This window comes from Mycobacterium sp. KBS0706 (assembly GCF_005938675.2).
Lineage (GTDB): Bacteria > Pseudomonadota > Alphaproteobacteria > DSM-16000 > Inquilinaceae > Inquilinus.
Window position 1 is genome coordinate 59,348 of sequence record NZ_VCCH02000012.1, and the last position, 23,029, is coordinate 82,376.

Below are 23,029 nucleotides of genomic sequence, written 5' to 3' on the forward strand. Positions count from 1 at the left end.
GTCGTGAACCCCTAAATCTGCCCACCCCAAACTCCATTGCTGCCCGTATACGTCGGGCGGCCGGAAGGACCCAAAGGGGTGGGGGCCCCCAGGGTTTCGGCGTTACACCACAACAAGTTTCAACGCAGTAATGTCAGGACCGATCCGGCCTGAACGACGAAGCCCGCCGCGGCGGTGCCGGGCGGGCTCGGTGGACGCACGCTGCGTTCCTGCTCGAAGTCAATAGTCATAAACCTGGGGGCTGTCAAGCACCCGTTCACCAATAGGTGGTGGCATTAAACCCGGTGATGACGTGGTCGCGCAGCGCGACCCCGGCCAGCGCCCGCTGCAGCGACGTCATCGCCTCATGCCAGCGCCGATACGCGCCCTGCTGCCACATGATCCACTCGATCGACGGCGCCCAGTTGAGCGGGCAGTACATCACCTCGACTGTCCTGGCCTTCGGCACGTCCCGCATCCTGCGGCGCCGCTCGTCCCATTCCTGTTCGAAGTACTCCTCCGACACCCGCTCAGCCACCAGCTGACGGTACTCGACCCGGTTCCCCTCGATCGCCTGCCGCTCTCGCCACTCGGCGGCATTGCGATAGGTCTTCAGGTCCATCCACCCCCAATTGACATCCCGATCGCGCACTGCGATCTCAGGCCACGCGCGCGGCAGGCACGATGGCCACTCTGGAGCATCGCCGAGGCGGGCGTGGAAGGCGACGATCGGATCCTTGACCCGGTCTGCCAGGGCCACTGCGTCCGGATGTACCCGGTCATTGAGCCCCTTGTGCTGGCCCCCGTCGACCGTGCAGCCGAGCCGCCGGATGTCCTCGACCCGACCGTGCCGCGAGACGGGCACAGGCTCATCCCCATCCAGCTCACGCTCCGCCTCGAACAGCCCGCGGCCGGTGACGATGTCGACCCGCTGCACTTGGTACGCCCAGACGCACAGGTCGAACAGGTCCAGGTGCCGCTTCACCACGCGCCGCTCATGGTCGGGCCGAACGCCGGTTCCGGCGGTTCTGGCATTATTCCGACGATGTTCCGATCTCAGTTCCGGCTTACCTATTGATTTCATTGTATATTCCTATAATCGGAACCAAATTCGAGGCATACGGTCACTCTCAACGCACGCGCGCACCCGCGTTTAGGGCCGTCCCGACATCGGCTTATCCGGTTCCGATCCGGCCTTTCCCATGCGATATCAACAGCTTGGCCGGAACCGAGGTCGGAACCGGGCCGGAACCGACCGGAACCGCAGTTCCGGCTAAGCCCTTGATGTGCCGTCGGAGGGGGTGACAGGGGCCTGCCCTGCGGCCGCACGTCAGTCATCACCGTCGAGATCCGGACCCGACCCGCGGGTCATGGGCTCGTACTCGGGCAGCAGGGTCCAAGGGATGACGACGGCATGGCTCTTGGGGCCGCCGAACTGCCAGGCGCGTCCGCTCGGCCGGGCCACCCAGTCAGGCCCGCGCACCGGGCTGCCCAAGCGCAGCAGCGAGATGCGATGGCCCCCGCCCTCCCAGCGCGTCCCGGCATAGATGCGCTTCACCGCCTGGTGGTTGTTCGCCACCAACAGCACAGGCCGCTCCGACCCGTCCTCCCGCTTCTCCGGCTCGAGCCGCATGCCATAGGCGCGCAGCTCGTCCCGGTACGGACTGGTCAGGTCCTTCGCGGCCGCGGCCACCATGGCGCCGAGCGTGATGCGCTTGCGGGCCTTGTACGGGTCGGCCGGCTGGCCCAGCAGGTGGTTCCAGCACTGCGCGGCGTCGCCGTCTTCCTCGTCGGCCTGGCTCAGCTCGGAGATGATCCCGCCGAGCCGCTCCATCTCCGCCGCCACGCTGTCGGGGTCAGGGGGGCCGTCATGCAGCAGCAGATCGCGCCCGGCCAGCAGCGCCGCGAACATATCGGCCTGCCGACCGTCGCACCCAGCCTCGATCAGCGCCCGCCGCCACACCGGGGCCGAGGCCTCGAACACTGGCCATTGCTTGATGGCCCGTGCCCTCAGCCTTGGGCTCATCCCCCGGGCCCCCTCGGTCGCGGCAGTGAGCTTCGCTTCGGCGTCGGGGTCCCGCGTCGCCTTCACGAGGCGGAAACCGTAGATGCGACTGCGGTCCTGCGGCAGGAGCGGAGGCGGGTTGATGCCGGCGAGAAAGGCCGAGCCGGAGACGTGGTTTCGCATCGCCTCCTGGTTGGGCGACCCGCGCGCCACCTCGGCCCCCTGCGCGCCCGACATGCGGCGGATCAGCCCGATCACCATCTGCATGCGCGACGCGCCGCCGCCGCCCGGCGCCACCTCGGCCTCGTCCAGCAGGATGGCGCGGGACTGGTTGGTCAGCGAGGCGCGGATCCCGGCCTCGGTGTAGTCGTTCAGCGTCTCGCTCTGCGGCCCCAGCCCGGCGCCCAGCAGCACGATCAGCGCCGTCTTGCCGGAGCCGTGCTCGGCGTCGCACTGCATGTGCACCCGCCATGGTGGCATCTCACCGAGGAGCGCGAGGGCGTACCAGCCGAACACCATGTCGGCGTCGACCGGCTCGCCGAACCGCCACAGGTCGATCGCGTCGCGCATCCGCTGTGCGTCCTCGGCCGAGGCCGGCTCGTCGAAGTCCGGCCTGGCGCAGCGCGGCCGGGCGACATAGAGGCCGGGGTCGAGCCGCAGCCCGGGCCGCCGCCATCCGCCGGCGACATAGACCGCGTCGCCGCAATGCACGATCGGCGACCCGTCCGGCGCCTTCCAGACGCCCAGGCCTCGCCGCCCGAGCGACGGATCGTACAGCCCGATGCGGTGGCACCGCGTCATCAGGTCGGCCGCCGCCTTCTTCGCGTTGAAGTCGTTGACCGGCTCGCCGTCCTTGTCGTGGCGGACGTGGTTGGCGATCAGCCACGCGTCGCGCCCCTCGAACAGCGACAGCAGGCCGATCGCGGTGAAGTCGGACCGCACCATCCGCCGCAGCTCGCCGGAGGGCGACAGGAACCAGTACACGCCGTCGGTCGACCCGACCGCGCGCACCGGGCAGTCGTCCCGCTCCTGGGCGTCGATGGTGGCGAGGATCGGATCGGGGCGATCCCCCGGATCCTCGGTAGGATCGACCATCTACAGCAGCCTCCCCTGCCCCGGCTTGGCCGGCGGATTTGTCATCTTCGGCTGGATGGTGGGCTCGGGAGGCGAAGGGCGATGCTCGGCGCAGAACCACTCGCCGAGTGCCGGCGGAACCTTCAGTAGGTTGCAGCCGTAACCGAACATCGCCCGGCCGCCGCAGACCTTGCAGCTGAACTCGATGTGCCGCCCGTCAGTTCGCATGATGATACAGCCATTTTGTATATACGATTTTCCTTGCAATCGAGAAACCCGTATATACAATCAACACATGTTCGAGTGGGACGAAGACAAGGCCGCAGCCAATCTCGCCAAGCACGGCGTGGCCTTCGAAGCCGTCAGCGACTTCGACTTCGCCACCGCGATCGAGACACTGGATGATCGGTTCGACTATCGCGAAAGCCGTTGGGTGGCGATCGGGTTTATCGGAACCGACCTGCACGTCCTGGTCTATACGCCGCGCGGCACCGACGTCCGTGTCATCAGCCTGCGCCGGGCTAATGCCCGGGAGAGGAAAGCCTATGAGCAAGCGAAAGCCTAACCACGTCAGCCAGGAGGCCTGGGACGCCGTCGACTCCCCTCCCCTGTCCGACAAGATGCTGGCCCGCATGCGCCCGGCGACCGAAACACATCCTGGATTGGTCGCCGAACAGCGGCGCACTCGGGGGCCGCAGAAGACACCGACTAAGGAGCTCGTCTCGATCCGGCTGGATCGCGATCTTCTGACCCGGCTGCGCGCGCAGGGGGAAGGCTGGCAGCGGATGGCGAACGAGACACTACGCCGCGCGGTCGGCCTGACTGCCGCCGCTACCGGGGCCGCCGTAGTGCTGCGGTCTGCCGCCGGGAAGCACTCGGCCAAGGCTGTAGCCGGCAGCGCTCTGACGCAGAGCTCCGGGAAGAAGAGAGACGGCCGCCACCCGGCCAGCGACACCGCCAGAACCGGAGGGACTGCCAACACCATGACCGGCAAAACGCGGAAGAAGTAGCGTTTGTAGACTGTCGTCTTTGGCGCATGCCGAAGTCGACAATGGACGACTGAGGGGGCCGCTCCCCCAGGGGCGGCCCTTTTCTGTACGGTTTCCGTACTCACGCCGCCACCTCGTCGATATCCATCAGGGCACCGATTAGGGCCCGGGCGGTGCGCACCGGCACGGCGTTGCCGATCTGCTTCGTCACCTGCTCGCCGGTGCCGCAGAATTCGTACTCCGTCTCCTCGTCCGAGAACGATGTCGCCCGCGCCAGCTCCGGGTTCTTCAGCATGCGGAACGGCAGCTTCAGCACGTGCAGCACACCATCGATCAGCACTAGGCGCCGCACGGCCGCGAGGCGCCGCAGCTCGGCGTCGGCATCGGCCACGGCCTCCGGCGCCGCCTCGGCCAGCCCGAACCGCGCCTTGGTGGTGACGGTCTCCAGCGGCTCGTCGACCGGGCTAGCCACGCCGGTCGCGTAGTAAGGCTGGACGAAGGGTTCGACCAGACCCATGCCGCGCTTGCCTGTCACCGACGGGATCGGCTCGCCGATCGGCTGCACCCGCCCGTCCTGGCCGGCATGGGCCACCTGGAGCAGTACAGGCTCGGCCATGGCCTGCGCCTGCACCGTGGTTATGGTCCGCAGCGGCTCAGCAGCCGATCGCACCCCAGCGCCGCCGCCGCCCTGCTGGTCCAGCTGCACGATCACCGGTTCGGCAACGGCCAGGCTGTCGCGGGTCAGCAGCGTCGGCAGAGGCTCGCTCGCCGGGGCGATGCCGCGCGCCCGTCCACCCGACTGGTTTACCGGGAACACCACGGGCTCGGCCACCGCCAGGTGAGGCACCTGCGCCGTGATCGTCGGCGTCGGCTCGTCTATTGACCGGGCGTCGGACCCGCCCTTCAGGTTCACCAGCGTCGGCTCCACCAGCGCTATCGCGCCGTCCATGGCGATGGTCGGCAGCGGCTGGGCGACAGGCCTGGCGACGGCGCCGCCGTGCTGGCCGAGTACGAACGGCTCCGGCACCGATTCGGCGACATAGCCGGCGCCGCGCGTGGTCACGGTCGGCATCGGCTCGTCGACCGAGGCGACGCGGTCGCTGCCGTTCTCGCCATGGCGGTTCAGCAGAAAGGGCTGTGCCTCGGCCGAGACGACGGCCGGCTTGCCGTGGTTCGTCATCGTCGGCAGCGGCTCGTCGGCGGGCCGGACCGGCGGCGCCGAGCTCTTCGGCACCAGGAACGGCTCGGCCAGCGCGCCGGCGCCATGGCTGGTCACGGTCGGCAGCGGCGCATCGATGGCGTGGGTGCGCGGCGCCTGGCCGGGCCGCTCGCCGAACTGCGGCACCAGGAACGGCATGGCCAGCGCCAGATGCGTGCCCTGGGACGTCAGCGACGGGATCGGCGCATCGACCGGCTGGGCCGTGCCGGTGCCGCGCAGCTCCACCAGGCAGGGCCCGGCATGGCCCGCAGCACCGGCCGCAGGGCCGCGCTCGACCTTCACCGCCTTGTCTCCCCAGCGCGCGATCGACCGCTCGATCTCGACGTCCAGCGCCGCCATGTAGGCCGGCGCCAGCGGGCCAAAGAACCGCTCGGCCCCGATCCGGGTGCGGCGCAGCGTGTTCGGGCGCAGCGGCACGGCCCGCTCGAACACGCACCGGCCCTTGTCGCTCCAGTCGATGATCTCGCGCGCCGAACGCCAGGGTTTCAGCCCCAGCAGCACGGCGCGCGAGGCCGGGGCGTGGCTCGGCTGCGGCCAGCGGATCCTGCGGCCGTCCGACCGGCCCATGGCGAAGAACCGGGATCGGGTCGTGGCGTCGCCGTGGTCGGCGCAGTTCTCGATCCGCCAGTCCATCCGCATGCCGACGGCGCGCAGCGCCTTCAGCCAGGCCCGGAAGTATTCGCCCTTGCGGCTCGGGATCGGCCGGCCCGTCTTCAGGTCGCACGGGCCCCAGTCGACGAACTCGGGCACGTTCTCGATCAGCAGGCGGCGCACCCGCAGGGTGGTGCACCAACGAACGATGATCCACGGGTCCATCCGCTGCTGGTCGTTGACCGGCTTGCCGCCGCGCGCCCGGCTGTGGAAGGTGCAGGTGGGCGAGGCCAGCAGCAGGTCGAGATAGCCCTCCGGCACCAGGACCTCGGGCTTGGCCGATTCCAGGTCGGTGCAGTAGTGCCGCGCCTCCGGATGGTTCCGCTGGTGCGTCTCGATCGCGATCGGCCAATGGTTGACGCAGGTCAGGATCATCTCCAGCCCCGCGAGCTGGAACGCCTTCTTCGCGCCGGTCGATGTTCCGCCGGCGCCGCAGAACAGGTCCGCGACCATCTTCTTGCGCAGCTTCGGTGCCGCGCTTGCCGGCAGCAGGTCGTCGGTACGGAAATCGCCGTCCGGCATCAGTCAGTCCCCTCCGGCGGCTTGCGCGCCATGTCGTTGAAATCCATCCCGGCGGCGGCCCAGCTGGCCCAGGCGTCGATGCCGAGGGCGCGATAGCGGTCCAGGCCGCGCTCCACCAACAGGCGCCCGGCTTCCGGATCCTTGCCGTCGCTGTCGCCGAGCCAGCCGAATCGCAGCGTTCCGGGCGGCGGCACGAAGCCGGGCCGGGCCGGGTCGGGAACCGGTGAGGGCCGTCGCTGCCAGCGCACCCGCCCGTTCACGATCTCGCGCGTGCCCGGCTTCTTCGGGCCGTGGCCCAAACCGCCGCCGGCAAGGTTGCCCAGGGACCCCAGCGCCCACACCGCGTCGCCGCGCCCGGCGCGCCGCAGCGCGGCCAGCACCGTCATCGACGTCTCGATCCCCTCGCCGCCCCGCATCGTCGGTCCCGGCGGCGTCAAGCGGATCGAGCCGCCGAAATACTGGCCGAAGATCTTCTTGGCCGGCAGGATCTCGCCGGTGACCGGGTCGGCCAGGTCCGTCTTCACCCAGCGCCCGTCGACCGCCACCCGCAGCCAGGTGACATGCGTCGCGATGTGCGACCCGTCCGGCCCCTGCACCATGGCAACCATGGCGGGCGGCGTGGCCACCACCCGATAGCGCTCGGCGCGCGGCGCGCGCGGGTCCGTCCGCTCGTCCAGCCAGTGATACGGCACCAGGCCGCAGCGGATCACCGGCGGCACGCCGCCGATCGCGTCGATGTCGATGCCGCGGCCGCGCAGATAGAGCTCGACCGCCGTGCCCCCGACCGGATGCTTGCCGGCGGCGGCCCAGATCTCGGCGGCGTTCTGCATCTTGGCCCGCTGCGAGGCGGCACGGCGCCGCTCGGCCTCCGCCTCCTGCCGGCGGATCCGCTGCCGGTCCGCCTCGGTCAGGCGCTGCGGTCCGCCCAGCTGTTCGACCGCGTCGAGGAAGCCGATCCCGTCCAGCCGGCGGACGAAGGCGATGGCGTCGCCATGGGCGCTGCAGCCGAAGCAGTGGAAATGCCCGGGCCGCGGGTGCCGGAACACGAAGAAGCTTGGCGTCGTCTCCTGGTGGAACGGGCAGCAGCCCGACAGCTTGCCGCTCCGCTCCTTCAGCAACACCCCGCGCTTGCGCACCAGCTCGGCCAGGTCGACCCGGTCCAGCACCGCGCGAACGTCGATCTCGTCTCGGGCGGTCAAGGCACACCGACCCGGTCGAAACACTTCAGAACTGAAGTATTAGCCACTATTGCACTGGCATATCCGGCTCCCCATCTGTTCGCCCGACTGGAAATAACTCCAGCAACAGTTGGGAGCAGCTCATGAGTGCGGACGTTGAATATCTGTGCACGTTTTCTGTGAAGCCGCGGAAGATCGGCGAACCGCCGATTCTGGCGGGCTCGAACGAGCAGCCGCCACACACCGTCACGGTGAAGGTCGACATCAAGTCTGACGTCTTGGCGGCCCCGATCAGCGAAACCGTCAGGATCGGGGACATGACGGCTGCCCGCGAGGGTAGGATCGTCGCGGCTGCGGTCGCCTACGGCATCGCCGGCCTGCTCACCGATGCCGCCGAGGGCGGCATCGGCCTCAACAAGGTCAACGATCCGACCCTCGCGATCAGCCAGGCCGGAGGGGTGCTCCGATTCACCATCGAGATTGGCCCGAGTCTCACCGTGCGAGCCCAGGTCAAGGAAGTCACCGATCTCAAGGCGATCAACAGGCACGCCGAGGCAGCCTTTCGCGACAGCGCGGCCGAAATCAGGGCTGCCGTCCAGGGCTATTGGATCGCCGAGGATGCGTCCTTCATCCACGACCTGTTCGACAAGGTCCACCGGGGCCCCATCTGGATTCAGGACAGCAAGCGCCTCGTCCAGCGCGGGCTGCAGGACATCATTAGCGGCGCGTGACATAGGCGCGGTCATGGTGCGACCTCGTCGAACAACCCGACCTGGTCGCCCCAGGCGGTCCACCCGGGGCGGTTGCTGCGCGAGAACAGTTCGAGGTACGGGCCGTCGAGCAGGAGTTCGAGCCGCTCCCGCATCTCGTCCGGCTTGCGGCTGTGCTCGCGGACCGGGGCGCTGATGACGTTGCGGATGGCTCGGTGGTACCGCTTGGGCTCTCCGATCGTGGCGATCAGGTAGGGATCGCAGGCATTCCGCTCGATGTAGCCGGGCCCGAAGGCCTCATGCTTGCCGGTGGGGCTGAGCTTCCGCCACGCCCCGCCGGACTTGTACGTGAAGCCCCAGGCGTTGACGACGTCGAAGGCCTGTTCGAGGAATGGCCACGTCGTCCACAGGTAGAGCACGCAGTCGCCGGCGGCGAGATCCCGCACCGGCATCGCCCTGATCTCGTCGATCGGCATGCAGCGATAGTGGCGAGTGGCGTTCTTCCCCTCGCCCTTGGCGCTGCGATTCCGGAACAGCCAAGGGGGATCCGCGTAGATGACGCGGTATCCCATCGGCCTGATCTCGTCCCCCCAGAACCATCCCATCGCCGGTTCACCGCGGCTCGGCCGGCGGCGCCAGCAGGTCGAACAGGCACGCCATGACGCCCGCGGCCGTGCCGTCCGCGTTGCGCAGGAAGGCGCCGCGCAGCGTCTCGATCGTGCAGCCATGCTGCAGCGCCAGGCTGACCGCGATCGCAGCGTCCTTCGTGGCGATGGACAGCGCGGTGCCGGTCTTGCCGCTGTCGAGGAAGATCTCGCCGATCCGGCCGTCCGGCTCAGGCCGGTAGCCGATGGTGGCGACATAGCTGAAGCCGCCATGATCGAAGGTGATCGTGTCGGACTGACGGCGCTGCGGCAGGCGATCGCGATCGGTCATCGGGTCCAGCTCCGCCTCGAGCCGGTCGAGCGCACCGCGGAGGTCGGCCATCTCCCGGCGCAGCCATGCACCGTTGGTTTCGCGGGCATACGGCGGCAGCTCCGGATTGACGCTGTCGATACCGAAGCGCTGGGTCTTCCCAGCGGCGGCAAGGAACTCCCCCGCCTCCTCGACAGCATGCGCGAGAGCGAAGTCGAAGCCTGGGGCTAGGTACTTCTGATGCATCACACCGCCTCCGCCGCCAGCGCGGCGCTGCAGCCGGTCAGGCTCTGCGCCGGCGCGGCACTGCGCACCCCGAGATGCGTCCAGGTCTCGGCCCCGGCTTTCGGCCCCTGGATGCGGATCGGCGGCCCCCGACGCAGCGACGCATCATAGGCGGCGACGCTGATCCGGGTCGGCCGCGGCCAGCCGGCCGTCGCCTCCCGGATCCGGGCATCGACCTGTTGCCGCTTGATGGCCAGCATCGTCTCGGCGCGCGGCACGGTGCGTTGCCCGGTCGCGCACATCTCGAACACCCGCAGCCGCTTTCCGCCATGCAGAGCGATTCGGCCAGCCTGCACCAGCCGCCCGATCTCGTAGGACACGACGTTGCCGGAGTGCCGATGCCGGCCGTCGGCAGCGGCATACAACCTGAAGCCCGCGGCGCGCAGTGCCGCCTCCATGGCTTCGTTGCGCGGCGTTTCCTCACCAGCGGCCGCTGCCCGGGCGATGATGTCGAGCACGAACAGGGTGCGCGGCGGAAGATCGGTCATGCGGCATCCTTGGGTTTGGCGGTGCTCCGGGGCAGCAGCGGCTGCCAGCACAGCGCGTGGTGCTCGGGGCAATAGCTCGACCGGCGGCCGTCCGGCCGCTCCAGCACCGGCGCGCCGCAAAAATCGCGATCGCGCGCCTCGCCGTGCAGGTACTGGCAGGCGCCGAAGGGCGACCGGTCTGTCAGGCCGGCGCCGGATGCCCAGCCCCGGCTCGGAGGTTTGGTGCGATAGCCCTTGTCGCGCCACGGGGCGGGCGCCGGAGACGGCTCGTCCGGCATCGGCTCCGTGGCCGTCCGTGGCATCGGCTCGGCGGCAGACCGCACCTTCGCCAACGTCAGGCCGAGCCGTCCGGCCTTGCCGATGACGGCGTTCCGCGAGACGCAACCCAAGATCTCGGCGATCTCGCTGGCGGACCGTACGCCCCACAGCTGGCGCAGCATCGCCACCTTGTTCTCGGTCCACGCCCCGGTCGGGCCATGCTTCCGCCGCGGCGCCGGCGCCTGCAGCATCTCGACCGGAGCCGCGGTCGATTCGACTCGACCGCTCCGTTCCGTCACACTCGCCGCGGCGCCGCGTTGAGACGGCGCACCTATGGGGAGAGATCGAGATGGCGAAGAAACCGGCGAACGAGACGACATCGCCGAAGGCGGGGTCGGCGGCATCGAGGGTGCTGCGCGATCCGAAGTCGACGAAGGACCAGAAGTCGGCGGCGGGCAGTGCCCTGACCCAGCGGCCGACGAAGAAGAAGTAGCACCGGCCGGGGCGCTGGCGCTCGCCGCCGGCGCCTCGACCGGCAGGGTGCCGGGTTGCTCTCCACCCGGCGAAGTCGCGTCCATTCGCTCAGACGTTGCAGCCGGCCTCCGACGGCCGGCAATCCTACTCACGGGCTCCGCCTCGGCCGTCTTCGGCTTGGCCTGGGCATCGACGCCCGCTTTCGCGTGGGATCCATCGGCCGGCTCGCCCTGCAGCCGCGCCGTGGCATTGGCGATCGCGGCCTGCACGGCGCGGATGCCAATCAGCAGCCGGCACGAGATCTCGACCTCGTCGAGCCCCTTGGCGTGCAGCTTGAGGATGCGGCGGTCCTGGGACATCACGCCCGCCTCGGCGCGAGGTCGCGCTCCAGCTCGGCGCGCATCGCGGTGGCGACGCGGATCACGTCGCCCAGCTCGTCGCAGATCTTCCGCCGCTCGGCGCCGGTCAGGCGGCCGTCGGCCGTCGCCTCGTCGACCGCGCGGTTGACGTCGCCGAGCTCGGCGCCGATGCGGCGCAGATGCGCGTCGGGCCCGACCGCCCGCAGCGGCACCGGGCCGCCCATCGCCGCGGCCTCGGCCCGGACCAGAGCGACGATCGTCTCCACCAGATCGTGGCCATGGCCCCGCACCTCGCAGGCCGCCGCCAGGCGCACCAAATCGTCCACGCCCAGGCGCCGCCCCTCATTCGGGTTGCTGGCCTTGCGCAGCGCGTCGATGGTCTTGCCGGTGGCGGCGATTACGCCGGCCTCGCCCAGCGACGCCATCATGCGCAGCGTCAGCTCGCCCAGCATCGTGCGCGGCGCGGTCATAGCGTGCCCACCATGTGGGGCCGTCGCATTTCGGCACCCCGATCGGACGAGACAACGGCCTCGACCATGGCCACATGCCGGACATGGACGGCAGCGACCACATCATTCGGGAATCGGGCACCGGCGACGATCCGCTGCGGGTCGGCGGCGCAGTCCTTCGCCTTGCGGCAGGCGGCGCGGTCGGTGCAGGCGGGGCACACCATCACGGCCACCCCAGCCACAGCAGGATGCCGGCCACCGCCCAGAACGGGGCGACGATCACCAGCCCGTTGACGAGCGGGTGCCACCTCATGGCCGCCGTCCGAACGCTATCCGGGATGCCGGACGCGGCGGCGCCGCGCTCCGCTGCAGCCGGCGGTCGCCTAGCATGGCCGCGGCGCAGCAGGCCAGGCCGAGCGCCAGGGCCGGTGCGCCGGCGATCCAGTCGCCGTGCAGCATCGGCTGTGCGCCGGTCGGCAGCAGCACCCCGGCCGCGCAGGCGGTGACGATGACGAACACGCGCATCATGCTGCGGTCTCCCGAGCGGCATAGAAATCGTTGGCCGTGACCTCGCCGCCGGTCGCGTCCCGGATCTTCGCCATTTCGGGCGGTCTCGGGATCCGCTCTCCGCTCACCCAGCGGTGCACGGTCTTGCGGTCGCGGCCGATCTGCCGCGCGAACTCGGCCGGGCTGATGCCCCGCACCTGCAGATAGTCACGAAGGATGGTCATGGGCCCGAACTGTGGCCATTTTAGACACAGAGGTCAAGCCGAATGTGGCCGAACTGATTACAGCGCATCGGGACCAATTCGGCCACAATCAGACATGGCAAACCGAATCAAAGAGTTGCGCGAGGCTGCCGGCCTCTCTCTGGACGGGCTGGCCAAGCTCGTCGCCGTCGATCGGTCGACCATCTGGAAGCTGGAGACCGGCCGGCAGAAGCTGACGGTTGATTATCTCAAGGCCATCGCCGCTGCCCTGCGCGTCGACATCGCCGATGTGGTCGAGTCGCGCGGCAGCGAGAAGGCCGCCGAGGTGTCGGGCCTCGCAGCGACCAGCAGCGTCGTCGAGATGCCGCGCGGGCTGGAGCTCATTCCGGTGGTCGGCGCGGTCCAGGCCGGCCACTGGGTTGAGGCGCTGGAGTTGCCCGAAGAGGAGTGGGAATGGATCTCGGCGCCTGTCGACCCGCGGCTGCGCCAGGTCAAGCGATTCGGGTTGCGGGTGAATGGCCGGTCGATGGACCTGGTCTATCCGGAAGGAACCATCCTCGTCTGCGCCAAGCTGCTGGATCTGGGCATCGAACAGCAGCCTGGGCAACGCGTCATCTGCCTGCGCCGCAGCCGCGAAGGGCTAATGGAGGCGACGGTCAAGGAATACGTGGTCGACAACGGACGTCGCCTGCTGATGCCACGGTCGTCCGTGCCGGCCTATCAGCAGCCGGTAGAGCTACACGACCCCGGCCCGGACGACGCCAACGGCGACGTGCTCGTCTTCGCTCTCGTCCTCGGCAGCTACCGCTCTGAAATTTAAGCGATTTGGCTACACTCGTTGCTTAGTGCATTCGTGATGTAGCGGATCCAGCTACAATCTCGCTTGACACATCGTGGCCGTTTCAGCCACAGTCCCTCTTGCACGTCCGCATCGTGCATGAAACCTCCCTGTTCACTGGCCCGGGGTGACAGCACCCCGGGTCCCTTTTCGGGGAGGCGAGAGAGGGAGGCCCCGCGTGGGGTATGTCGATGCCCGAGCTTCTTCCCGAACCCCTGATGATCGGCCTAGCCCTGATGGGCGCCTGCCTCGGCGTCTGGGCCATCAAGCTGCTGTTCGTCTCGATCTACACCGCGCCATACGACCCGACCGAGGAGCGCGGCTGACCATGGCTGTCCACCTCTCGGAGAGCGCCAAGGCCGCTTGGAAGTGGCTGAAGGATCACAACGGCGACGGCGGCTTCGACAAGAACGGCGTCCTGCTGGCCGGCGGCGAGCAGGCCCCGTTCATGCGCAGCACCTGGAACACCCTGCGGGACGGCGGTGCCGTCGAGTTCTACCGCAACGGCCAGCGCGGCCGCCCGCGCGTTCGGATCAACCAGTTTCCCGGCTTCGACAGCTAGCCCCTTCCAGCAGGGTAGATCAGCGGTAGATCGCCGGGCTCATAACCCGGAGGCCGCGGGTTCAAATCCCGCCCCTGCAACCAGATCCGGCGCAAGGCGCCGGAGGCGTCGGCAGTAGGCCGGAGAGATGCCCGGCCGAATACGGCGCCACCCCCGCCCCCTTACCCGGCCTCCACCGGGTGGGGGTCGAGGCGTCAGAGGGGCCGGCGGCCGTGCCGCCATGCGGTACGGGCCAATGGCTTACCGGGACCGACACATCAGGTCTACGCCGCCGGCCCCTCGTCCACTCCGCACAGGGAGACCGGCCGCCATGTCCGCCGCCACCATCGCCACCATTGCCGACCTGGAGCGCGCCTTCGACGGCCGCATCCCGGCCGGGCTCCTGGAGCTCGCCAAGCGGGCGCCGCAGCGGGTCGCCCGCATCTGCCGCACCCGGGTCCGCGCCAAGCTGAAGGCCGGCGCGGTCCGCTCGGCCATGGTCGAGGCGATCGTCGAGATCTTCGAGGCCCAGGGCGGCGAGGTGTCCGAGGCGGACCTGCTGTCCCGCGGCTTCACCCGCAAGGACCTGCACGACCACGGCCACGCCGCCAAGGCCGCCGCCCGCCCCCGCCTGCGCCGCGACCGGAGCGCCGCGTGATGGCGGCCCGGATGATGAGGGGCAGCCCCGCCGGCGCGAAGCCCGTGCCGCCGCGACGCGACATGCGGCCAACTATCCCAGCCCCTCCGCCTGCCATCCGGCCCGAGCTGCTCGACGCGCTCGTCTCCCATGCGCGGTTGCATCGGGACAAGCTGGACGTGAGATCGCTCGCCATGGACGGCGAGCGGTTTCCGCCGATCAGCCGCATCCTCAGCTTCGCCACAGAGGGTGAATACACGGCGAGGGAAGTCATCAAGCTCCTGGCCCGGCTGGACCAGCGGGATGCGCTCCGCACCATCATGCTGCACCAGGCGCTGCGCTGGTTGTATGCGGCCGGCGAAGTCCTGACGGCTCCGGGCGACGCTTCCGACGACGAGATCCCGTTCTAGGAGGCCGCCGATGCCTGACAGCACCAGCCCGGCCGCCCCGCTGCCGTCCGCCATCACCGACATCCGCGTCTATGTCGAAGGCGCCGACGGCCTGCACGGCCGCCCCTACATGCCCGACCATGCGATCGACGTGCTGTTGGAGATCGCATGGGAGCGGCAGCGGCGGAACGATCTCGTACGCAGCCGGGCCCTGGATGACCTGATGCCCATCGGGGATTTCATCCTCGATCTGTTCGCTGCTGTCCGCAGTGCGATGGATTGCGCGCCAGCTGCGGGCGAGGTGCGAAGCCGGTTGCTGCAGGTCGCCGGCCTCGCCATGGCCGCGGTCGAGTCGATCGACCGGCGCACCGGCAACGCCCGGCCGGACGATCCGATCGAGCCCGTGCCGCCCGGCGCGGCCGCGCAGGAGGCTGCTGCCCATGGGTGACGTCGTCCAGCTCCGCACGACCCTGCCCGGCCCCCAGCTGCGCCAGGCGCGGCAGCCCCGGCCGATCCCGTTCCGGCCCGACGACACGGTCCGGGACAAGCTGACCGACCGCACCGGCACGGTGCGCGGCTACGCCATGGTGCCGGGCACCAACATCATGGGCTGCGTCATCCGCTGGCGCGGAGCCAGGGTCGACAACACCATGCCGGCCAGCCGCCTGATCCTGGTGCAGCGGGCACCGGCCGCCCCGCCGCCGTCGCCGGCGGACTGGCCGCCCGGCTCCGCCGTGGTCCGCCTGCCATCCGGCCAAGTCCTGCGCCGCGACGCCGGCCGGGCCACCTGGGTGCCGGCTCCGGAGGCCGAGCCCGCCGCCCTGACCGCCCGCAGCATCCGCCCGGCGACCTGGTGGCCCGGCAAGAACGACGACCCGAAGGGGGCGGCATGACCCGGCTGACGAATGAGGAGATCGACCGGATCGCGCTGACGTCAGAGCTGCGCGGCGCCGGCCAGGAGCTGGCCCATCTCGGGTCGCTGATCACCGGGCGCCGCGCGGTGATGCCGTTCGATCTGCGCCAGGCCCGCGGCGCCATCAAGCGCGCCGCCGACGCCCTCGACCATTTCGAGCGGCGCGCCGCCAGCCATCGCGACGCCGATTCATCGCAGCCGCCCAGCGCGGCCTGACCAGAGGGAGCCCATGTCCACGCGATTTCTGGAGAGCAGGGAGACCGGGATGTCCGACACAGCGCCCGAACCGGGCGAAATCACCAGCTTCGCCACCTTCATCGCCCAGCTCGAGGACGGCGACCTGAACGCCGACCTGTCGAAGCTGCTGCAGGAGATCGGCGCAGCCTTGTCGAACCACGCGATCGAGCACGGCGGCAAGCCCACGGCCCGCCTCTCGGTCGGGCTGGCGATCACGCTCGACAGCGGGGTCTTCCAGATCAAGGCGACCAAGAAGGTCACCCTGCCCGATCCGCCGCGGCGCCAAACGATCATGTACGGCACCGCCAGCAACCGCTTTTCCGTCCGCAACCCGCGGCAGTCCGAGCTGTTCGGCCCGCGCGAGGTGAAGACCGTTTGAGGGGAGCACACCTATGTCATCTTCCGAGAACCCCGCGGCGATGATCGCCGCCCCGACCCAGGCCGAGGCGGCGGCCGTCGCCGGCCTGGTGAAGGACCTGCACAATCCGCAGGTCCTGAGCGTACCGCACGTCTCGCCCGGCGAGGCCGGCGACGTGCCGTTCATCGTGCTGCCGAAGGGCATGGAGGCGAAGAGCCTGCAGCCATTCCTGGACGAGACGCGCGTGCGCCCGAAGCGCCGCACCGGCACCGCCACGCTGGCCGACCTGGATTCCTTCATCGACCACGTCAACCGGTTCCGGGACGATCAGTCGGCCATCTTTGCCGACGCCAAGGACGGCACGCCCCAGCTGATCGGCGTCATCGACTATCACGAGGGCGGCGACGGCCTGCCCCGCCACGGCACGCACCGGGCCCTGTACCCGTTCCCGCTGGCCGACGAATGGAAGGCCTGGGTGGCGATCGACGGCCAGAAGCTGGCCCAGGTCGACTTCGCGTCCTTCCTCGAGGAGAGGATCCTGGACATCGCGCCGGTGCCGCTGTGGGCGACGCCGATGTCCGACGTGGTGCCGTCCACCCCGGCCGAGCAGAAGCTGCGCAGCATGATCGACCGGCTGGGCGGCCGCGTCGCCGGGCCCGAGCAGGTGCTGGAGCTGTCGCGCGGCCTGGCGATCGCCGAGAACGCCCAGGCCGAGCAGCGCGTCAACCTCGACAGCGGCGAGGCGACGCTGTTCTTCAAGTCCGAGCATGTCGGCCAGGACGGCCAGAAGGTCCGGATCCCGAACCTCTTCCTGATCACCATCCCGATCTTCCAGCTCGGCGCGGTGTACCAGCTGGCGGTCCGCCTGCAATACAAGCTGCGCAGCGGTAGCATCAGCTGGTTCCTGTCGATCGTCCGCGCCCGCGAGGCCTTCGACGACGCCTTCCGCGAGGCGGCGGAGCGGGCGCGGGTGGAATGCGGCCTGCCCGTGTTCTACGGCACGCCGGAGACCCGCTGAGATGACCCAGCGGCCGGGCGTCCACCGCAGCAAGGCCTTCCTGCACGTCACGCGCTATCTGCGCCTGGACGAGGGCGGCGGCTGCGAGATGACCGCCCGGCCGCCCTCCCTGCGCGCCGGCCAGGTCGCGATGGAGCTCACCATCGCGATCCCGCTCCGCCTGTTCGCCCGGCCGCTGCTCACCGCGCATGTCGCGGTGCCGGAGGACGCGGCGATGCCGGAGCGGCTGTCGGCCGAGGTCGTCCAGCACCTTCAGACCGAGCTCGGCCGGGCCACCGGCCTCGAGGTGTCGATTGACCTGCGGCCTCGCACCCATCCGCCGGCGGCCACGGAAAGCGACGCCTGATGGGTACCATCCCCGATCCGCTCGCCACGATGCGCGACCTGTTCGAGCAGATCAGTGCCATGACCGCACCGGGCGACGTCCTGGGCGCCCGCGGCCGGCCGGTCAAGAAGCTCAGGGCCATCCGCATCACCGCCGACGCAGGCGCCGAGCTGGCCCGGCAGATGCTCGACATCAAGCATGGAAAGGTGACCTTGTGATCGCCGAGATCCTGGCCGACTGCCGCGCCATCGTCGCGCAGCACCACCAGCAGACCCGCACCGATCTACTCCGCGCTATCGACGCCGCCCTGGCCGCGCCGGCGCCGCGCTGGACCGAGGCGGCGGTCGAGCGGATCGCCCTCGCCACCGAGATTCCCGTCGGCACCGTCGCCCGGGTGCTGACGCGCGCCGAGGCCGAGGCCTCGGTCGGGCCGGACAGCTTCGACCTGCTCGCCTTCCTGGCCGAGCTCATGGCCTGGCAGGCCGAGACCTTCGGCCCGCGCCAGACCGTCGCCGGCGTGGTCGACCACATCCGCAGGGAACTGATCGAGGTCGAGGCCAACCCGGCCGATCCGATGGAGCCGATCGACCTGCTCAACCTCGCGGTCAGCCTGCTGCGCCTCGCCGGCGCCACGCCGGACCAGATCTGCCAGCTCTGGCGCCTGAAGTTCGGCATGCTCCAGGCCCGCACCTGGCCGGATTGGCGCACCGCCGACTCCGACCGCGCGATCGAGCACGACCGCTCGGCCGAGCCGCCGACTCAACCCGAGGGCCTGGCCGATTTCGGCCTGCTGGTCAGCTTCCCGGACCAGTCGCCCAGCTTCGTCCACGGCTTCGAGGCCGGGATGATCTGGATGGACCTGCGCGATTCTGCAGACCCGTTCGACCTGACGATGCACAGCGCGAACCGGGTGCTCGCCACCAGGATCGCCTCCCACCACGGCTGGAACGTGACCTTCCGGGCCACCGAGTTCGAGGAGTGGACCACCGCCTCCTTCGCCCGCGGGTCCCGCCCCGCCCTGACCTCGATCGACGGCGGCCGTGCCGCCACACCGCAGGAGCCCCGCTGATGCCCACGCCTGATCTCTGCATCTACCACGGCAACTGCGCCGACGGGTTTACCGCCGCCTGGGTGGTCTGGCGATGCTTCGGCAACGCGGTCGAATTCCTGCCCGGCATCTATGGCGCCGAGCCGCCGGACGTCACGGGTCGGCACGTCGTGCTGGTCGATTTCTCCTACAAGCGGCCGGTGCTGGCGCGCATGGCGGCGCAGGCCGCCAGCCTGCTGGTGCTCGACCATCACAAGACGGCTGCCGCGGATCTCGACGGCTTCGCGGCCGAGCATTCGAACGCGACCGTCGTCTTCGACATGAACCGGTCGGGGGCAAGGCTCGCCTGGGAGCATTTCCACGGCACCACACCGCCCACCCTGGTTCGCTATGTCGAGGATCGCGACCTGTGGCGGTTCCTGCTGCCGGGAAGCCGAGAGGTCGCGGCCTTCGTCTTCTCCTACGGCTACAGCTTCAGGAACTGGGACTATCTCCACGCCCTGATCGGCCGCGGCGAGCCGGGCGACACGATGGGGCTGCAGCAGGCGATCGACGCCGGCGGCGCGATCGAGCGCAAGCACCACAAGGACATCGCCGAGCTGCTGGCCATCGCGACGCGACGCATGGTGATCGGCGGCCACAGCGTGCCGGTGGCGAACCTGCCCTACACCATGGCGTCCGACGCCGGCCAGGTCCTGGCCAAGGGCGAACCCTTCGGCGCCTGCTACTTCGACCGCGCCGACGCCAGGGTGTTCTCCCTGCGGTCGACGCCAGAGGGTGTCGACGTCTCGGAGATCGCGGCGCGCTATGGCGGCGGCGGTCACCGCAACGCCGCCGGCTTCCAGATGCCGCTCGGCTGGGACGGCGACGAGGGCCGGTCCGATGGCTGACCACATCCTGAACCGCCCGGCCCCGCCGGCCAAGCCGAAGGCCGACCCGGCGCCGAAGCCGACGCCAGAGCAGGCGAAGATCGACGAGAACAAGCGCCGCACCAAGGCCGCCGAAGCCGTTGCGCGGGCGATTTCGGGAGGACGTCGATGACCGACCGCCCGATCATCTTCTCCGCGCCGATGATCCGCGCGCTGCTCGACGGCCGGAAGACGCAGACCCGGCGGCTGATCAACAAGACATGGGCAAAGGCCGCACCCGGCGACCGGCTGTGGGTCAAGGAATCCTGCGCCGACGAGCATCCGCTCTCGATCCAGGACGGCCGTTATTCACAGCTAGGCCGCGCAGGAATCCCGGGACCGCCGCCCGTCAACTATCGCACGATCTATCGCATCGATGGCGAGCCGCTGCAGGTCTGGCGCAGCGGGCTGGAGCACCCGTATTTCAGCCTTTCCGGCCCGGCCGATGATATCGCCGCGAAGCACCCGACCGTCTGCAGCAACTACACGCGGGCGAATGGCAAAGGCATTCATTGGTCGCAGGCGAGGTTCATGCCGCGCTGGGCCAGCCGCCTGACGCTGATCGTCGAGGCCGTGAAGGTCGAGCCGCTGCAGGCCATCAGCAAGGCCGATGCGATTGCGGAGGGGATCGCCAGGAACCCGGTCCAGGAAGGGACCTGGATCGACTACCCGGAGGGAACGTCAGCCGCCGGGTGGGAAGACCCGCGCGAAAGCTTCCGCAGCTTGTGGTCGAGCATCCACGGCGATTTCGTGTGGTGGAGCAACCCCGATGTCGTCGCCCTCACCTTCTGCGTCGTCCGGGCCAACATCGATCACCAGTCGGCGGCAGCATGATCGACCTCTTCACCGATTCGGGCGCGACCTTCAGCCCCTGCGGGTGCTACCGCACCGCCCTATGGCGGATCTGGGACCCGGGTTCCGCCCCGCTCATGTTCACCCTGCTCAACCCCAGCACGGCGGACGACCTGGCCGACGACCCGACCGTGACGCGCTGCCGGCGCCGCGCCCAGGCCGGCGGCTTCGGCGGGTTGGTCATCACCAACGCCTTCGCGCTGCGCTCCACCGACCCGCAGGCGCTGTTCGGCGCGCCCGACCCGGTCGGCCCGGGCAATGACGACGCGATCCTGGAATTCGCCGGCCGCGCCGGCCTGGTGGTGTGCGGCTGGGGCGAGCACTGCGACCGCGTCCGCCCCGGCCGCTCGGTCGTGGTCCTCGACCTGATCCGCGCTGCCGGCAAGGTGCCGCACGCCCTCGCCGTCAACGCCGGCGGCGCCCCCAAACATCCCCTCTACTGCAGCTACGAGCTGCAGCCGATGCCCCTGTGAAAGGTCAAACCATGACCCCCGCCCCTGCCCCGCTGCCGCGCGAGGAGATCGAGCGGCTGGAGAAATTGCTGGAGAAAGCGACGCATGGAGAGCATGCAGCTGATACCGATCTGCCCGTAAATCGGCATCCGCGTGTCCATGCCGGCGGCCGGCTGGTGGCGGTCTTCGGCAATATGGAGACCGGAGAAGAGAGCCGCTGGGAAGCCGACGCCGCGCTCTTCGCCAAGCTGCGCAACGCCGCTCCCGCACTCATTGATCTGGAGCATAAGTACAGAGCAGCTCTAGACCGGATCATCGATCTGGAGATCCTGCTCGGCGAAACCGGACATGACCTCGAACAGCTTAGGGCCGAGATCGAGGCTGGCCGGGCCGGCGCCGAGCGGGTGCGACCGCACGAAGCCGCGTATGCCGCGCAGTCTCAGCTTGTGCTCGGCCAGCAAGCGACGATCGAGCGCCTGCAGAAGGAACTCGCAACCCTTCGCCAAGCCGCGCAGCCGGCACCCGACATGATCCAACAGCACGAAAAGCAGCTAGCCGATTGGGTCTACGCGCACCCCGTCTTCGGCTCGGCTCACGGTGCCTACATGGCGCCGAAAGCCGCGCAGCCGGCCGATGGCGCGCAGGCGGTTACAGAGGCTCAATACTTGGCGGCCGTGACCGGACGCAGCGACTTCCGGAATGCATATCGGCGCGCGCTCGTCGTGGTGAAGTACGCCCGTGTCCTGCGCGACAAGTGGCGCACCGCTGGTCAGAAGATCGACAGCGACGACTTCATCGGCGCCGTTGCCGATACCTGCGATGCTGCTGACCAGTTCGATTTCGGCAGCGGCAAGATCGAGGACGCTTCGGACACAACCCCCGCAGCCCCTGCGCAGGTTGGCGCGCAGCCGGCGGGGCGAGGGGAGCCTTTCACCTTCCTCTACCTCAACTACAAGGGCGAGATCGGCGAGCGGCGCGCCGTCCCGATGTCCGTCCGGTTCGGATCGACCGAATGGCACCCGGAGCCGCAATGGCTGCTTCGCGCCTTCGATGTGGAGAAGCAGGCCGAGCGCGAGTTTGCCATGAAGGACATGCTGGTTGCGCCGCCGGCCACCCCGCCCACAGCCGGCGCGGGCGAAGGCGAGGGCGCCTGACCGATGTCCTGGAATCGAAAGCTGATCGAGGATGCCAAGCCGATCTTCGCGGACATCGCGAAGGCCCGACGCAGGGTCCAGGATGCCCAGTCGGGTCTGGAGCTGCTGGAACGTAAGCTGGTCCCCCGCCTCGCCGATTTGGCGGGCGTTCCGCCCGAGGAGTTAAAGGCGACCAACATCTCCTGCATGGCGCCCGATGTCAGAGGACACGTGTATCACGGCCGCCGCGACGCCGAGCCTGGGCTTGGTCACAGGCGATGCATCTTCTGCGGCATCGACGACTTCACCGAGTGAGGCGGCGATGATCCACCTCTCCGACCGCCGCCGGATCGAGCTCGCTTTGCCCGCATCCATGATGGCGCGCATCGTCCGCCAGCTCTCCGACCATCCCGAGACGGACCGCGCGACGATCGTCGCGATCGGCCGCGACTGCGACCTGGCGCAGTTCGCCCCGTTCCAGGACATGGCGGCCGAGCGGCAGCGCGCCCTGCACAAGCGGCTGCTGCGCACGCGCGCGGCCGCGCTGGACTGGATGGAGAATCGCAGCATCGCCACCGCCTATGTCGCGGTGGTGCGCTGGATCCAGGCGATCACCGAGGCCGAGATCCTGGTGCTGGCCGACGACGCGCCCTTCCTCGCCGCCTGCGAGCGCCTCCTCGAGGCGATCCAGGAGCGGCCGCGGAACGTCGAGCTGCTCGGCGAGGTCGACCGCAGCGCCACCAAGGCGGCGCGCCGCATCCATGAGATCCTGGCGGACCAGGGCTATTATCGCGAGTTCGACAACCCGTTCGAGCGGAGGGAAGCGGCATGATGGCGAACGCCAGGCCTCGCCCCGGCTATTACGGCCGGACGGCGGCACCCGTCCCGGTCGAGCGGAAGCCGGAGCCTGTCACCGGGGCGGAGGACATCGCGGCCGTGATCGGCTTCACGCCCGACCAGATCTATCGCATGGCCGACCGGGCGCGCCGCCGGCCGGACGATCCGGACGCGCCGCCGATCCGGAAGCAGCCAGGCGTCGGCCTGGTTGCCGATCGCCGCGCCCTGCTCGACTGGTATCGCCGCGTGTACTGCCCGGCCTGATTCGGCGTATCGTC

At 69.6% G+C, this 23,029-nt stretch carries 35 protein-coding genes and 1 tRNA gene; 25 read left to right on the forward strand and 11 right to left on the reverse strand.

What is annotated here, in order from left to right; translation table 11 throughout:
- Positions 1-256: 256 nt before the first annotated feature.
- Both FFK22_RS08860 and FFK22_RS08865 read right to left on the reverse strand, forming a co-directional pair.
- Positions 257-967: a hypothetical protein gene (locus tag FFK22_RS08860; protein WP_138886032.1), complete on the reverse strand. Its 711-nt coding sequence runs from the start codon at positions 965-967 to the stop codon at positions 257-259.
- 342 nt (positions 968-1,309) lie between these two features.
- Positions 1,310-3,079, reverse strand: a complete 1,770-nt coding sequence (locus FFK22_RS08865) for a hypothetical protein (protein WP_138886031.1) — start codon at positions 3,077-3,079, stop codon at positions 1,310-1,312.
- 274 nt (positions 3,080-3,353) lie between these two features.
- On the opposite strand from FFK22_RS08865, the gene FFK22_RS08870 reads away from it, so the two are divergent.
- Positions 3,354-3,623, forward strand: a complete 270-nt coding sequence (locus FFK22_RS08870; protein WP_138886030.1) for a BrnT family toxin — start codon at positions 3,354-3,356, stop codon at positions 3,621-3,623.
- Positions 3,604-4,068: a BrnA antitoxin family protein gene (locus FFK22_RS08875; RefSeq protein WP_138886029.1), complete on the forward strand. Its 465-nt coding sequence runs from the start codon at positions 3,604-3,606 to the stop codon at positions 4,066-4,068. The genes FFK22_RS08870 and FFK22_RS08875 overlap by 20 nt, the downstream gene beginning before the upstream one ends.
- Positions 4,069-4,168: 100 nt before the next feature.
- Here the strand turns inward: FFK22_RS08875 and FFK22_RS08880 are convergent, their stop codons facing one another.
- A complete protein-coding gene (locus FFK22_RS08880; protein ID WP_138886028.1) occupies positions 4,169-6,439 on the reverse strand; it encodes a DNA cytosine methyltransferase in 2,271 nt (756 codons plus the stop codon).
- Entirely contained in the window at positions 6,439-7,638 is a 1,200-nt protein-coding gene (locus FFK22_RS08885; RefSeq protein ID WP_138886027.1) for a CHC2 zinc finger domain-containing protein, read from the reverse strand. The genes FFK22_RS08880 and FFK22_RS08885 overlap by 1 nt, the downstream gene beginning before the upstream one ends.
- A 122-nt stretch (positions 7,639-7,760) precedes the next feature.
- Between FFK22_RS08885 and FFK22_RS08890 the strand changes: the two genes are divergently transcribed.
- Positions 7,761-8,348: a hypothetical protein gene (locus FFK22_RS08890; RefSeq protein ID WP_138886026.1), complete on the forward strand. Its 588-nt coding sequence runs from the start codon at positions 7,761-7,763 to the stop codon at positions 8,346-8,348.
- An 11-nt stretch (positions 8,349-8,359) separates the two neighbouring features.
- On the opposite strand, the gene FFK22_RS08895 is transcribed toward FFK22_RS08890, so the two are convergent.
- The 7 genes from FFK22_RS08895 to FFK22_RS08925 all read right to left on the reverse strand — a co-directional run bounded on the left by FFK22_RS08895 (position 8,360) and on the right by FFK22_RS08925 (position 12,286).
- A complete protein-coding gene (locus tag FFK22_RS08895; RefSeq protein ID WP_221938485.1) occupies positions 8,360-8,899 on the reverse strand; it encodes an MT-A70 family methyltransferase in 540 nt (179 codons plus the stop codon).
- A 40-nt stretch (positions 8,900-8,939) separates the two neighbouring features.
- On the reverse strand, positions 8,940-9,488 hold the full coding sequence (locus tag FFK22_RS08900) for a hypothetical protein (RefSeq protein ID WP_138886024.1): 549 nt from the start codon (positions 9,486-9,488) through the stop codon (positions 8,940-8,942).
- Positions 9,488-10,015 carry a hypothetical protein gene (locus FFK22_RS08905; RefSeq protein WP_138886023.1) on the reverse strand — a complete coding sequence of 176 codons (528 nt, stop codon included), beginning with the start codon at positions 10,013-10,015 and terminating at the stop codon, positions 9,488-9,490. Before FFK22_RS08905 ends, FFK22_RS08900 begins: the two co-directional genes overlap by 1 nt.
- Positions 10,012-11,106: a GcrA family cell cycle regulator gene (locus FFK22_RS43805; RefSeq protein WP_221938486.1), complete on the reverse strand. Its 1,095-nt coding sequence runs from the start codon at positions 11,104-11,106 to the stop codon at positions 10,012-10,014. The genes FFK22_RS08905 and FFK22_RS43805 overlap by 4 nt, the downstream gene beginning before the upstream one ends.
- Entirely contained in the window at positions 11,106-11,576 is a 471-nt protein-coding gene (locus FFK22_RS08915) for a phage regulatory CII family protein (protein WP_138886022.1), read from the reverse strand. The genes FFK22_RS43805 and FFK22_RS08915 overlap by 1 nt, the downstream gene beginning before the upstream one ends.
- A gap of 288 nt (positions 11,577-11,864) precedes the next feature.
- Complete coding sequence (locus FFK22_RS08920) at positions 11,865-12,083, reverse strand: hypothetical protein (RefSeq protein WP_138886021.1); 219 nt, start codon at positions 12,081-12,083, stop codon at positions 11,865-11,867.
- On the reverse strand, positions 12,080-12,286 hold the full coding sequence (locus tag FFK22_RS08925; protein ID WP_138886020.1) for a DNA-binding transcriptional regulator: 207 nt from the start codon (positions 12,284-12,286) through the stop codon (positions 12,080-12,082). Before FFK22_RS08925 ends, FFK22_RS08920 begins: the two co-directional genes overlap by 4 nt.
- 94 nt (positions 12,287-12,380) lie before the next feature.
- Here FFK22_RS08925 and FFK22_RS08930 point away from each other — a divergent pair, with 94 nt between their 5' ends.
- The 22 genes from FFK22_RS08930 (at position 12,381) to FFK22_RS09025 (ending at position 23,015) form a co-directional block, all read left to right on the forward strand.
- Positions 12,381-13,085, forward strand: a complete 705-nt coding sequence (locus tag FFK22_RS08930; RefSeq protein ID WP_186002384.1) for a helix-turn-helix domain-containing protein — start codon at positions 12,381-12,383, stop codon at positions 13,083-13,085.
- 209 nt (positions 13,086-13,294) lie between these two features.
- On the forward strand, positions 13,295-13,429 hold the full coding sequence (locus FFK22_RS44390) for a hypothetical protein (protein ID WP_306770086.1): 135 nt from the start codon (positions 13,295-13,297) through the stop codon (positions 13,427-13,429).
- Between the two features lie 2 nt (positions 13,430-13,431).
- Positions 13,432-13,665, forward strand: coding sequence for a hypothetical protein (locus FFK22_RS08935; RefSeq protein ID WP_138886018.1), 234 nt, complete (start codon positions 13,432-13,434; stop codon positions 13,663-13,665).
- 8 nt (positions 13,666-13,673) lie between these two features.
- Positions 13,674-13,748: transfer RNA gene (locus FFK22_RS08940), tRNA-Met, on the forward strand.
- 227 nt (positions 13,749-13,975) lie between these two features.
- The gene (locus tag FFK22_RS08945) at positions 13,976-14,302 is read left to right on the forward strand and encodes a hypothetical protein (protein ID WP_138886017.1); all 327 of its coding nucleotides are present in this window, start codon (positions 13,976-13,978) and stop codon (positions 14,300-14,302) included.
- Positions 14,302-14,691, forward strand: a complete 390-nt coding sequence (locus FFK22_RS08950) for a hypothetical protein (RefSeq protein WP_138886016.1) — start codon at positions 14,302-14,304, stop codon at positions 14,689-14,691. Before FFK22_RS08945 ends, FFK22_RS08950 begins: the two co-directional genes overlap by 1 nt.
- A gap of 10 nt (positions 14,692-14,701) precedes the next feature.
- Entirely contained in the window at positions 14,702-15,118 is a 417-nt protein-coding gene (locus FFK22_RS08955; RefSeq protein WP_138886015.1) for a hypothetical protein, read from the forward strand.
- Positions 15,111-15,563, forward strand: coding sequence for a hypothetical protein (locus tag FFK22_RS08960; protein ID WP_138886014.1), 453 nt, complete (start codon positions 15,111-15,113; stop codon positions 15,561-15,563). Before FFK22_RS08955 ends, FFK22_RS08960 begins: the two co-directional genes overlap by 8 nt.
- Positions 15,560-15,799 carry a hypothetical protein gene (locus FFK22_RS08965; protein ID WP_138886013.1) on the forward strand — a complete coding sequence of 80 codons (240 nt, stop codon included), beginning with the start codon at positions 15,560-15,562 and terminating at the stop codon, positions 15,797-15,799. The genes FFK22_RS08960 and FFK22_RS08965 overlap by 4 nt, the downstream gene beginning before the upstream one ends.
- Before the next feature lie 49 nt (positions 15,800-15,848).
- The gene (locus FFK22_RS08970) at positions 15,849-16,199 is read left to right on the forward strand and encodes a hypothetical protein (RefSeq protein WP_138886012.1); all 351 of its coding nucleotides are present in this window, start codon (positions 15,849-15,851) and stop codon (positions 16,197-16,199) included.
- Positions 16,200-16,212: 13 nt separating this feature from the next.
- Positions 16,213-17,196 (forward strand): DUF2303 family protein, encoded by a 984-nt coding sequence (locus FFK22_RS08975; RefSeq protein ID WP_138886011.1) that lies wholly within the window; start codon positions 16,213-16,215, stop codon positions 17,194-17,196.
- Between the two features lies 1 nt (position 17,197).
- Positions 17,198-17,542, forward strand: coding sequence for a hypothetical protein (locus tag FFK22_RS08980; protein ID WP_138886010.1), 345 nt, complete (start codon positions 17,198-17,200; stop codon positions 17,540-17,542).
- Entirely contained in the window at positions 17,542-17,739 is a 198-nt protein-coding gene (locus FFK22_RS08985) for a hypothetical protein (RefSeq protein ID WP_138886009.1), read from the forward strand. Before FFK22_RS08980 ends, FFK22_RS08985 begins: the two co-directional genes overlap by 1 nt.
- Positions 17,736-18,590, forward strand: coding sequence for a dATP/dGTP pyrophosphohydrolase domain-containing protein (locus FFK22_RS08990; RefSeq protein ID WP_221938487.1), 855 nt, complete (start codon positions 17,736-17,738; stop codon positions 18,588-18,590). The genes FFK22_RS08985 and FFK22_RS08990 overlap by 4 nt, the downstream gene beginning before the upstream one ends.
- Positions 18,590-19,459 carry a DHH family phosphoesterase gene (locus FFK22_RS08995; RefSeq protein ID WP_138886008.1) on the forward strand — a complete coding sequence of 290 codons (870 nt, stop codon included), beginning with the start codon at positions 18,590-18,592 and terminating at the stop codon, positions 19,457-19,459. Before FFK22_RS08990 ends, FFK22_RS08995 begins: the two co-directional genes overlap by 1 nt.
- On the forward strand, positions 19,452-19,610 hold the full coding sequence (locus FFK22_RS42820; RefSeq protein WP_186002385.1) for a hypothetical protein: 159 nt from the start codon (positions 19,452-19,454) through the stop codon (positions 19,608-19,610). The genes FFK22_RS08995 and FFK22_RS42820 overlap by 8 nt, the downstream gene beginning before the upstream one ends.
- The gene (locus FFK22_RS09000; RefSeq protein ID WP_138886007.1) at positions 19,607-20,311 is read left to right on the forward strand and encodes a hypothetical protein; all 705 of its coding nucleotides are present in this window, start codon (positions 19,607-19,609) and stop codon (positions 20,309-20,311) included. The genes FFK22_RS42820 and FFK22_RS09000 overlap by 4 nt, the downstream gene beginning before the upstream one ends.
- On the forward strand, positions 20,308-20,802 hold the full coding sequence (locus FFK22_RS09005) for a DUF1643 domain-containing protein (RefSeq protein WP_138886006.1): 495 nt from the start codon (positions 20,308-20,310) through the stop codon (positions 20,800-20,802). Before FFK22_RS09000 ends, FFK22_RS09005 begins: the two co-directional genes overlap by 4 nt.
- A gap of 11 nt (positions 20,803-20,813) precedes the next feature.
- Positions 20,814-21,935, forward strand: coding sequence for a hypothetical protein (locus FFK22_RS43810; protein WP_221938488.1), 1,122 nt, complete (start codon positions 20,814-20,816; stop codon positions 21,933-21,935).
- Between the two features lie 3 nt (positions 21,936-21,938).
- Positions 21,939-22,229, forward strand: a complete 291-nt coding sequence (locus tag FFK22_RS09015; RefSeq protein WP_138886005.1) for a hypothetical protein — start codon at positions 21,939-21,941, stop codon at positions 22,227-22,229.
- Between the two features lie 7 nt (positions 22,230-22,236).
- Entirely contained in the window at positions 22,237-22,746 is a 510-nt protein-coding gene (locus tag FFK22_RS09020) for a hypothetical protein (RefSeq protein ID WP_138886004.1), read from the forward strand.
- On the forward strand, positions 22,743-23,015 hold the full coding sequence (locus tag FFK22_RS09025) for a hypothetical protein (protein WP_138886003.1): 273 nt from the start codon (positions 22,743-22,745) through the stop codon (positions 23,013-23,015). The genes FFK22_RS09020 and FFK22_RS09025 overlap by 4 nt, the downstream gene beginning before the upstream one ends.
- Positions 23,016-23,029: the final 14 nt, after the last annotated feature.

Excerpts from the sequence above, each read along its gene's own strand:
- FFK22_RS09005 (WP_138886006.1), top strand. The coding sequence starts at position 20,308 with ATGATCGACCTCTTCACCGATTCGGGCGCGACCTTCAGCCCCTGCGGG.
- FFK22_RS08960 (WP_138886014.1), top strand. The coding sequence starts at position 15,111 with ATGGGTGACGTCGTCCAGCTCCGCACGACCCTGCCCGGCCCCCAGCTG.
- FFK22_RS09000 (WP_138886007.1), top strand. The coding sequence starts at position 19,607 with ATGACCGACCGCCCGATCATCTTCTCCGCGCCGATGATCCGCGCGCTG.
- FFK22_RS09020 (WP_138886004.1), top strand. The coding sequence starts at position 22,237 with ATGATCCACCTCTCCGACCGCCGCCGGATCGAGCTCGCTTTGCCCGCA.
- FFK22_RS08985 (WP_138886009.1), top strand. The coding sequence starts at position 17,542 with ATGGGTACCATCCCCGATCCGCTCGCCACGATGCGCGACCTGTTCGAG.
- FFK22_RS08905 (WP_138886023.1), bottom strand. The coding sequence starts at position 10,015 with ATGACCGATCTTCCGCCGCGCACCCTGTTCGTGCTCGACATCATCGCC.
- FFK22_RS08865 (WP_138886031.1), bottom strand. The coding sequence starts at position 3,079 with ATGGTCGATCCTACCGAGGATCCGGGGGATCGCCCCGATCCGATCCTC.
- FFK22_RS08925 (WP_138886020.1), bottom strand. The coding sequence starts at position 12,286 with ATGACCATCCTTCGTGACTATCTGCAGGTGCGGGGCATCAGCCCGGCC.
- FFK22_RS08995 (WP_138886008.1), top strand. The coding sequence starts at position 18,590 with ATGCCCACGCCTGATCTCTGCATCTACCACGGCAACTGCGCCGACGGG.
- FFK22_RS08980 (WP_138886010.1), top strand. The coding sequence starts at position 17,198 with ATGACCCAGCGGCCGGGCGTCCACCGCAGCAAGGCCTTCCTGCACGTC.
- FFK22_RS08895 (WP_221938485.1), bottom strand. The coding sequence starts at position 8,899 with ATGGGATACCGCGTCATCTACGCGGATCCCCCTTGGCTGTTCCGGAAT.
- FFK22_RS09025 (WP_138886003.1), top strand. The coding sequence starts at position 22,743 with ATGATGGCGAACGCCAGGCCTCGCCCCGGCTATTACGGCCGGACGGCG.
- FFK22_RS08880 (WP_138886028.1), bottom strand. The coding sequence starts at position 6,439 with ATGCCGGACGGCGATTTCCGTACCGACGACCTGCTGCCGGCAAGCGCG.
- FFK22_RS08965 (WP_138886013.1), top strand. The coding sequence starts at position 15,560 with ATGACCCGGCTGACGAATGAGGAGATCGACCGGATCGCGCTGACGTCA.
- FFK22_RS08955 (WP_138886015.1), top strand. The coding sequence starts at position 14,702 with ATGCCTGACAGCACCAGCCCGGCCGCCCCGCTGCCGTCCGCCATCACC.
- FFK22_RS08945 (WP_138886017.1), top strand. The coding sequence starts at position 13,976 with ATGTCCGCCGCCACCATCGCCACCATTGCCGACCTGGAGCGCGCCTTC.
- FFK22_RS42820 (WP_186002385.1), top strand. The coding sequence starts at position 19,452 with ATGGCTGACCACATCCTGAACCGCCCGGCCCCGCCGGCCAAGCCGAAG.
- FFK22_RS08930 (WP_186002384.1), top strand. The coding sequence starts at position 12,381 with ATGGCAAACCGAATCAAAGAGTTGCGCGAGGCTGCCGGCCTCTCTCTG.
- FFK22_RS08915 (WP_138886022.1), bottom strand. The coding sequence starts at position 11,576 with ATGACCGCGCCGCGCACGATGCTGGGCGAGCTGACGCTGCGCATGATG.
- FFK22_RS08975 (WP_138886011.1), top strand. The coding sequence starts at position 16,213 with ATGTCATCTTCCGAGAACCCCGCGGCGATGATCGCCGCCCCGACCCAG.
- FFK22_RS08875 (WP_138886029.1), top strand. The coding sequence starts at position 3,604 with ATGAGCAAGCGAAAGCCTAACCACGTCAGCCAGGAGGCCTGGGACGCC.
- FFK22_RS43805 (WP_221938486.1), bottom strand. The coding sequence starts at position 11,106 with ATGTCCCAGGACCGCCGCATCCTCAAGCTGCACGCCAAGGGGCTCGAC.
- FFK22_RS08900 (WP_138886024.1), bottom strand. The coding sequence starts at position 9,488 with ATGCATCAGAAGTACCTAGCCCCAGGCTTCGACTTCGCTCTCGCGCAT.
- FFK22_RS43810 (WP_221938488.1), top strand. The coding sequence starts at position 20,814 with ATGACCCCCGCCCCTGCCCCGCTGCCGCGCGAGGAGATCGAGCGGCTG.
- FFK22_RS08970 (WP_138886012.1), top strand. The coding sequence starts at position 15,849 with ATGTCCGACACAGCGCCCGAACCGGGCGAAATCACCAGCTTCGCCACC.
- FFK22_RS09015 (WP_138886005.1), top strand. The coding sequence starts at position 21,939 with ATGTCCTGGAATCGAAAGCTGATCGAGGATGCCAAGCCGATCTTCGCG.
- FFK22_RS08920 (WP_138886021.1), bottom strand. The coding sequence starts at position 12,083 with ATGATGCGCGTGTTCGTCATCGTCACCGCCTGCGCGGCCGGGGTGCTG.
- FFK22_RS44390 (WP_306770086.1), top strand. The coding sequence starts at position 13,295 with ATGCCCGAGCTTCTTCCCGAACCCCTGATGATCGGCCTAGCCCTGATG.
- FFK22_RS08935 (WP_138886018.1), top strand. The coding sequence starts at position 13,432 with ATGGCTGTCCACCTCTCGGAGAGCGCCAAGGCCGCTTGGAAGTGGCTG.
- FFK22_RS08950 (WP_138886016.1), top strand. The coding sequence starts at position 14,302 with ATGGCGGCCCGGATGATGAGGGGCAGCCCCGCCGGCGCGAAGCCCGTG.
- FFK22_RS08870 (WP_138886030.1), top strand. The coding sequence starts at position 3,354 with ATGTTCGAGTGGGACGAAGACAAGGCCGCAGCCAATCTCGCCAAGCAC.
- FFK22_RS08890 (WP_138886026.1), top strand. The coding sequence starts at position 7,761 with ATGAGTGCGGACGTTGAATATCTGTGCACGTTTTCTGTGAAGCCGCGG.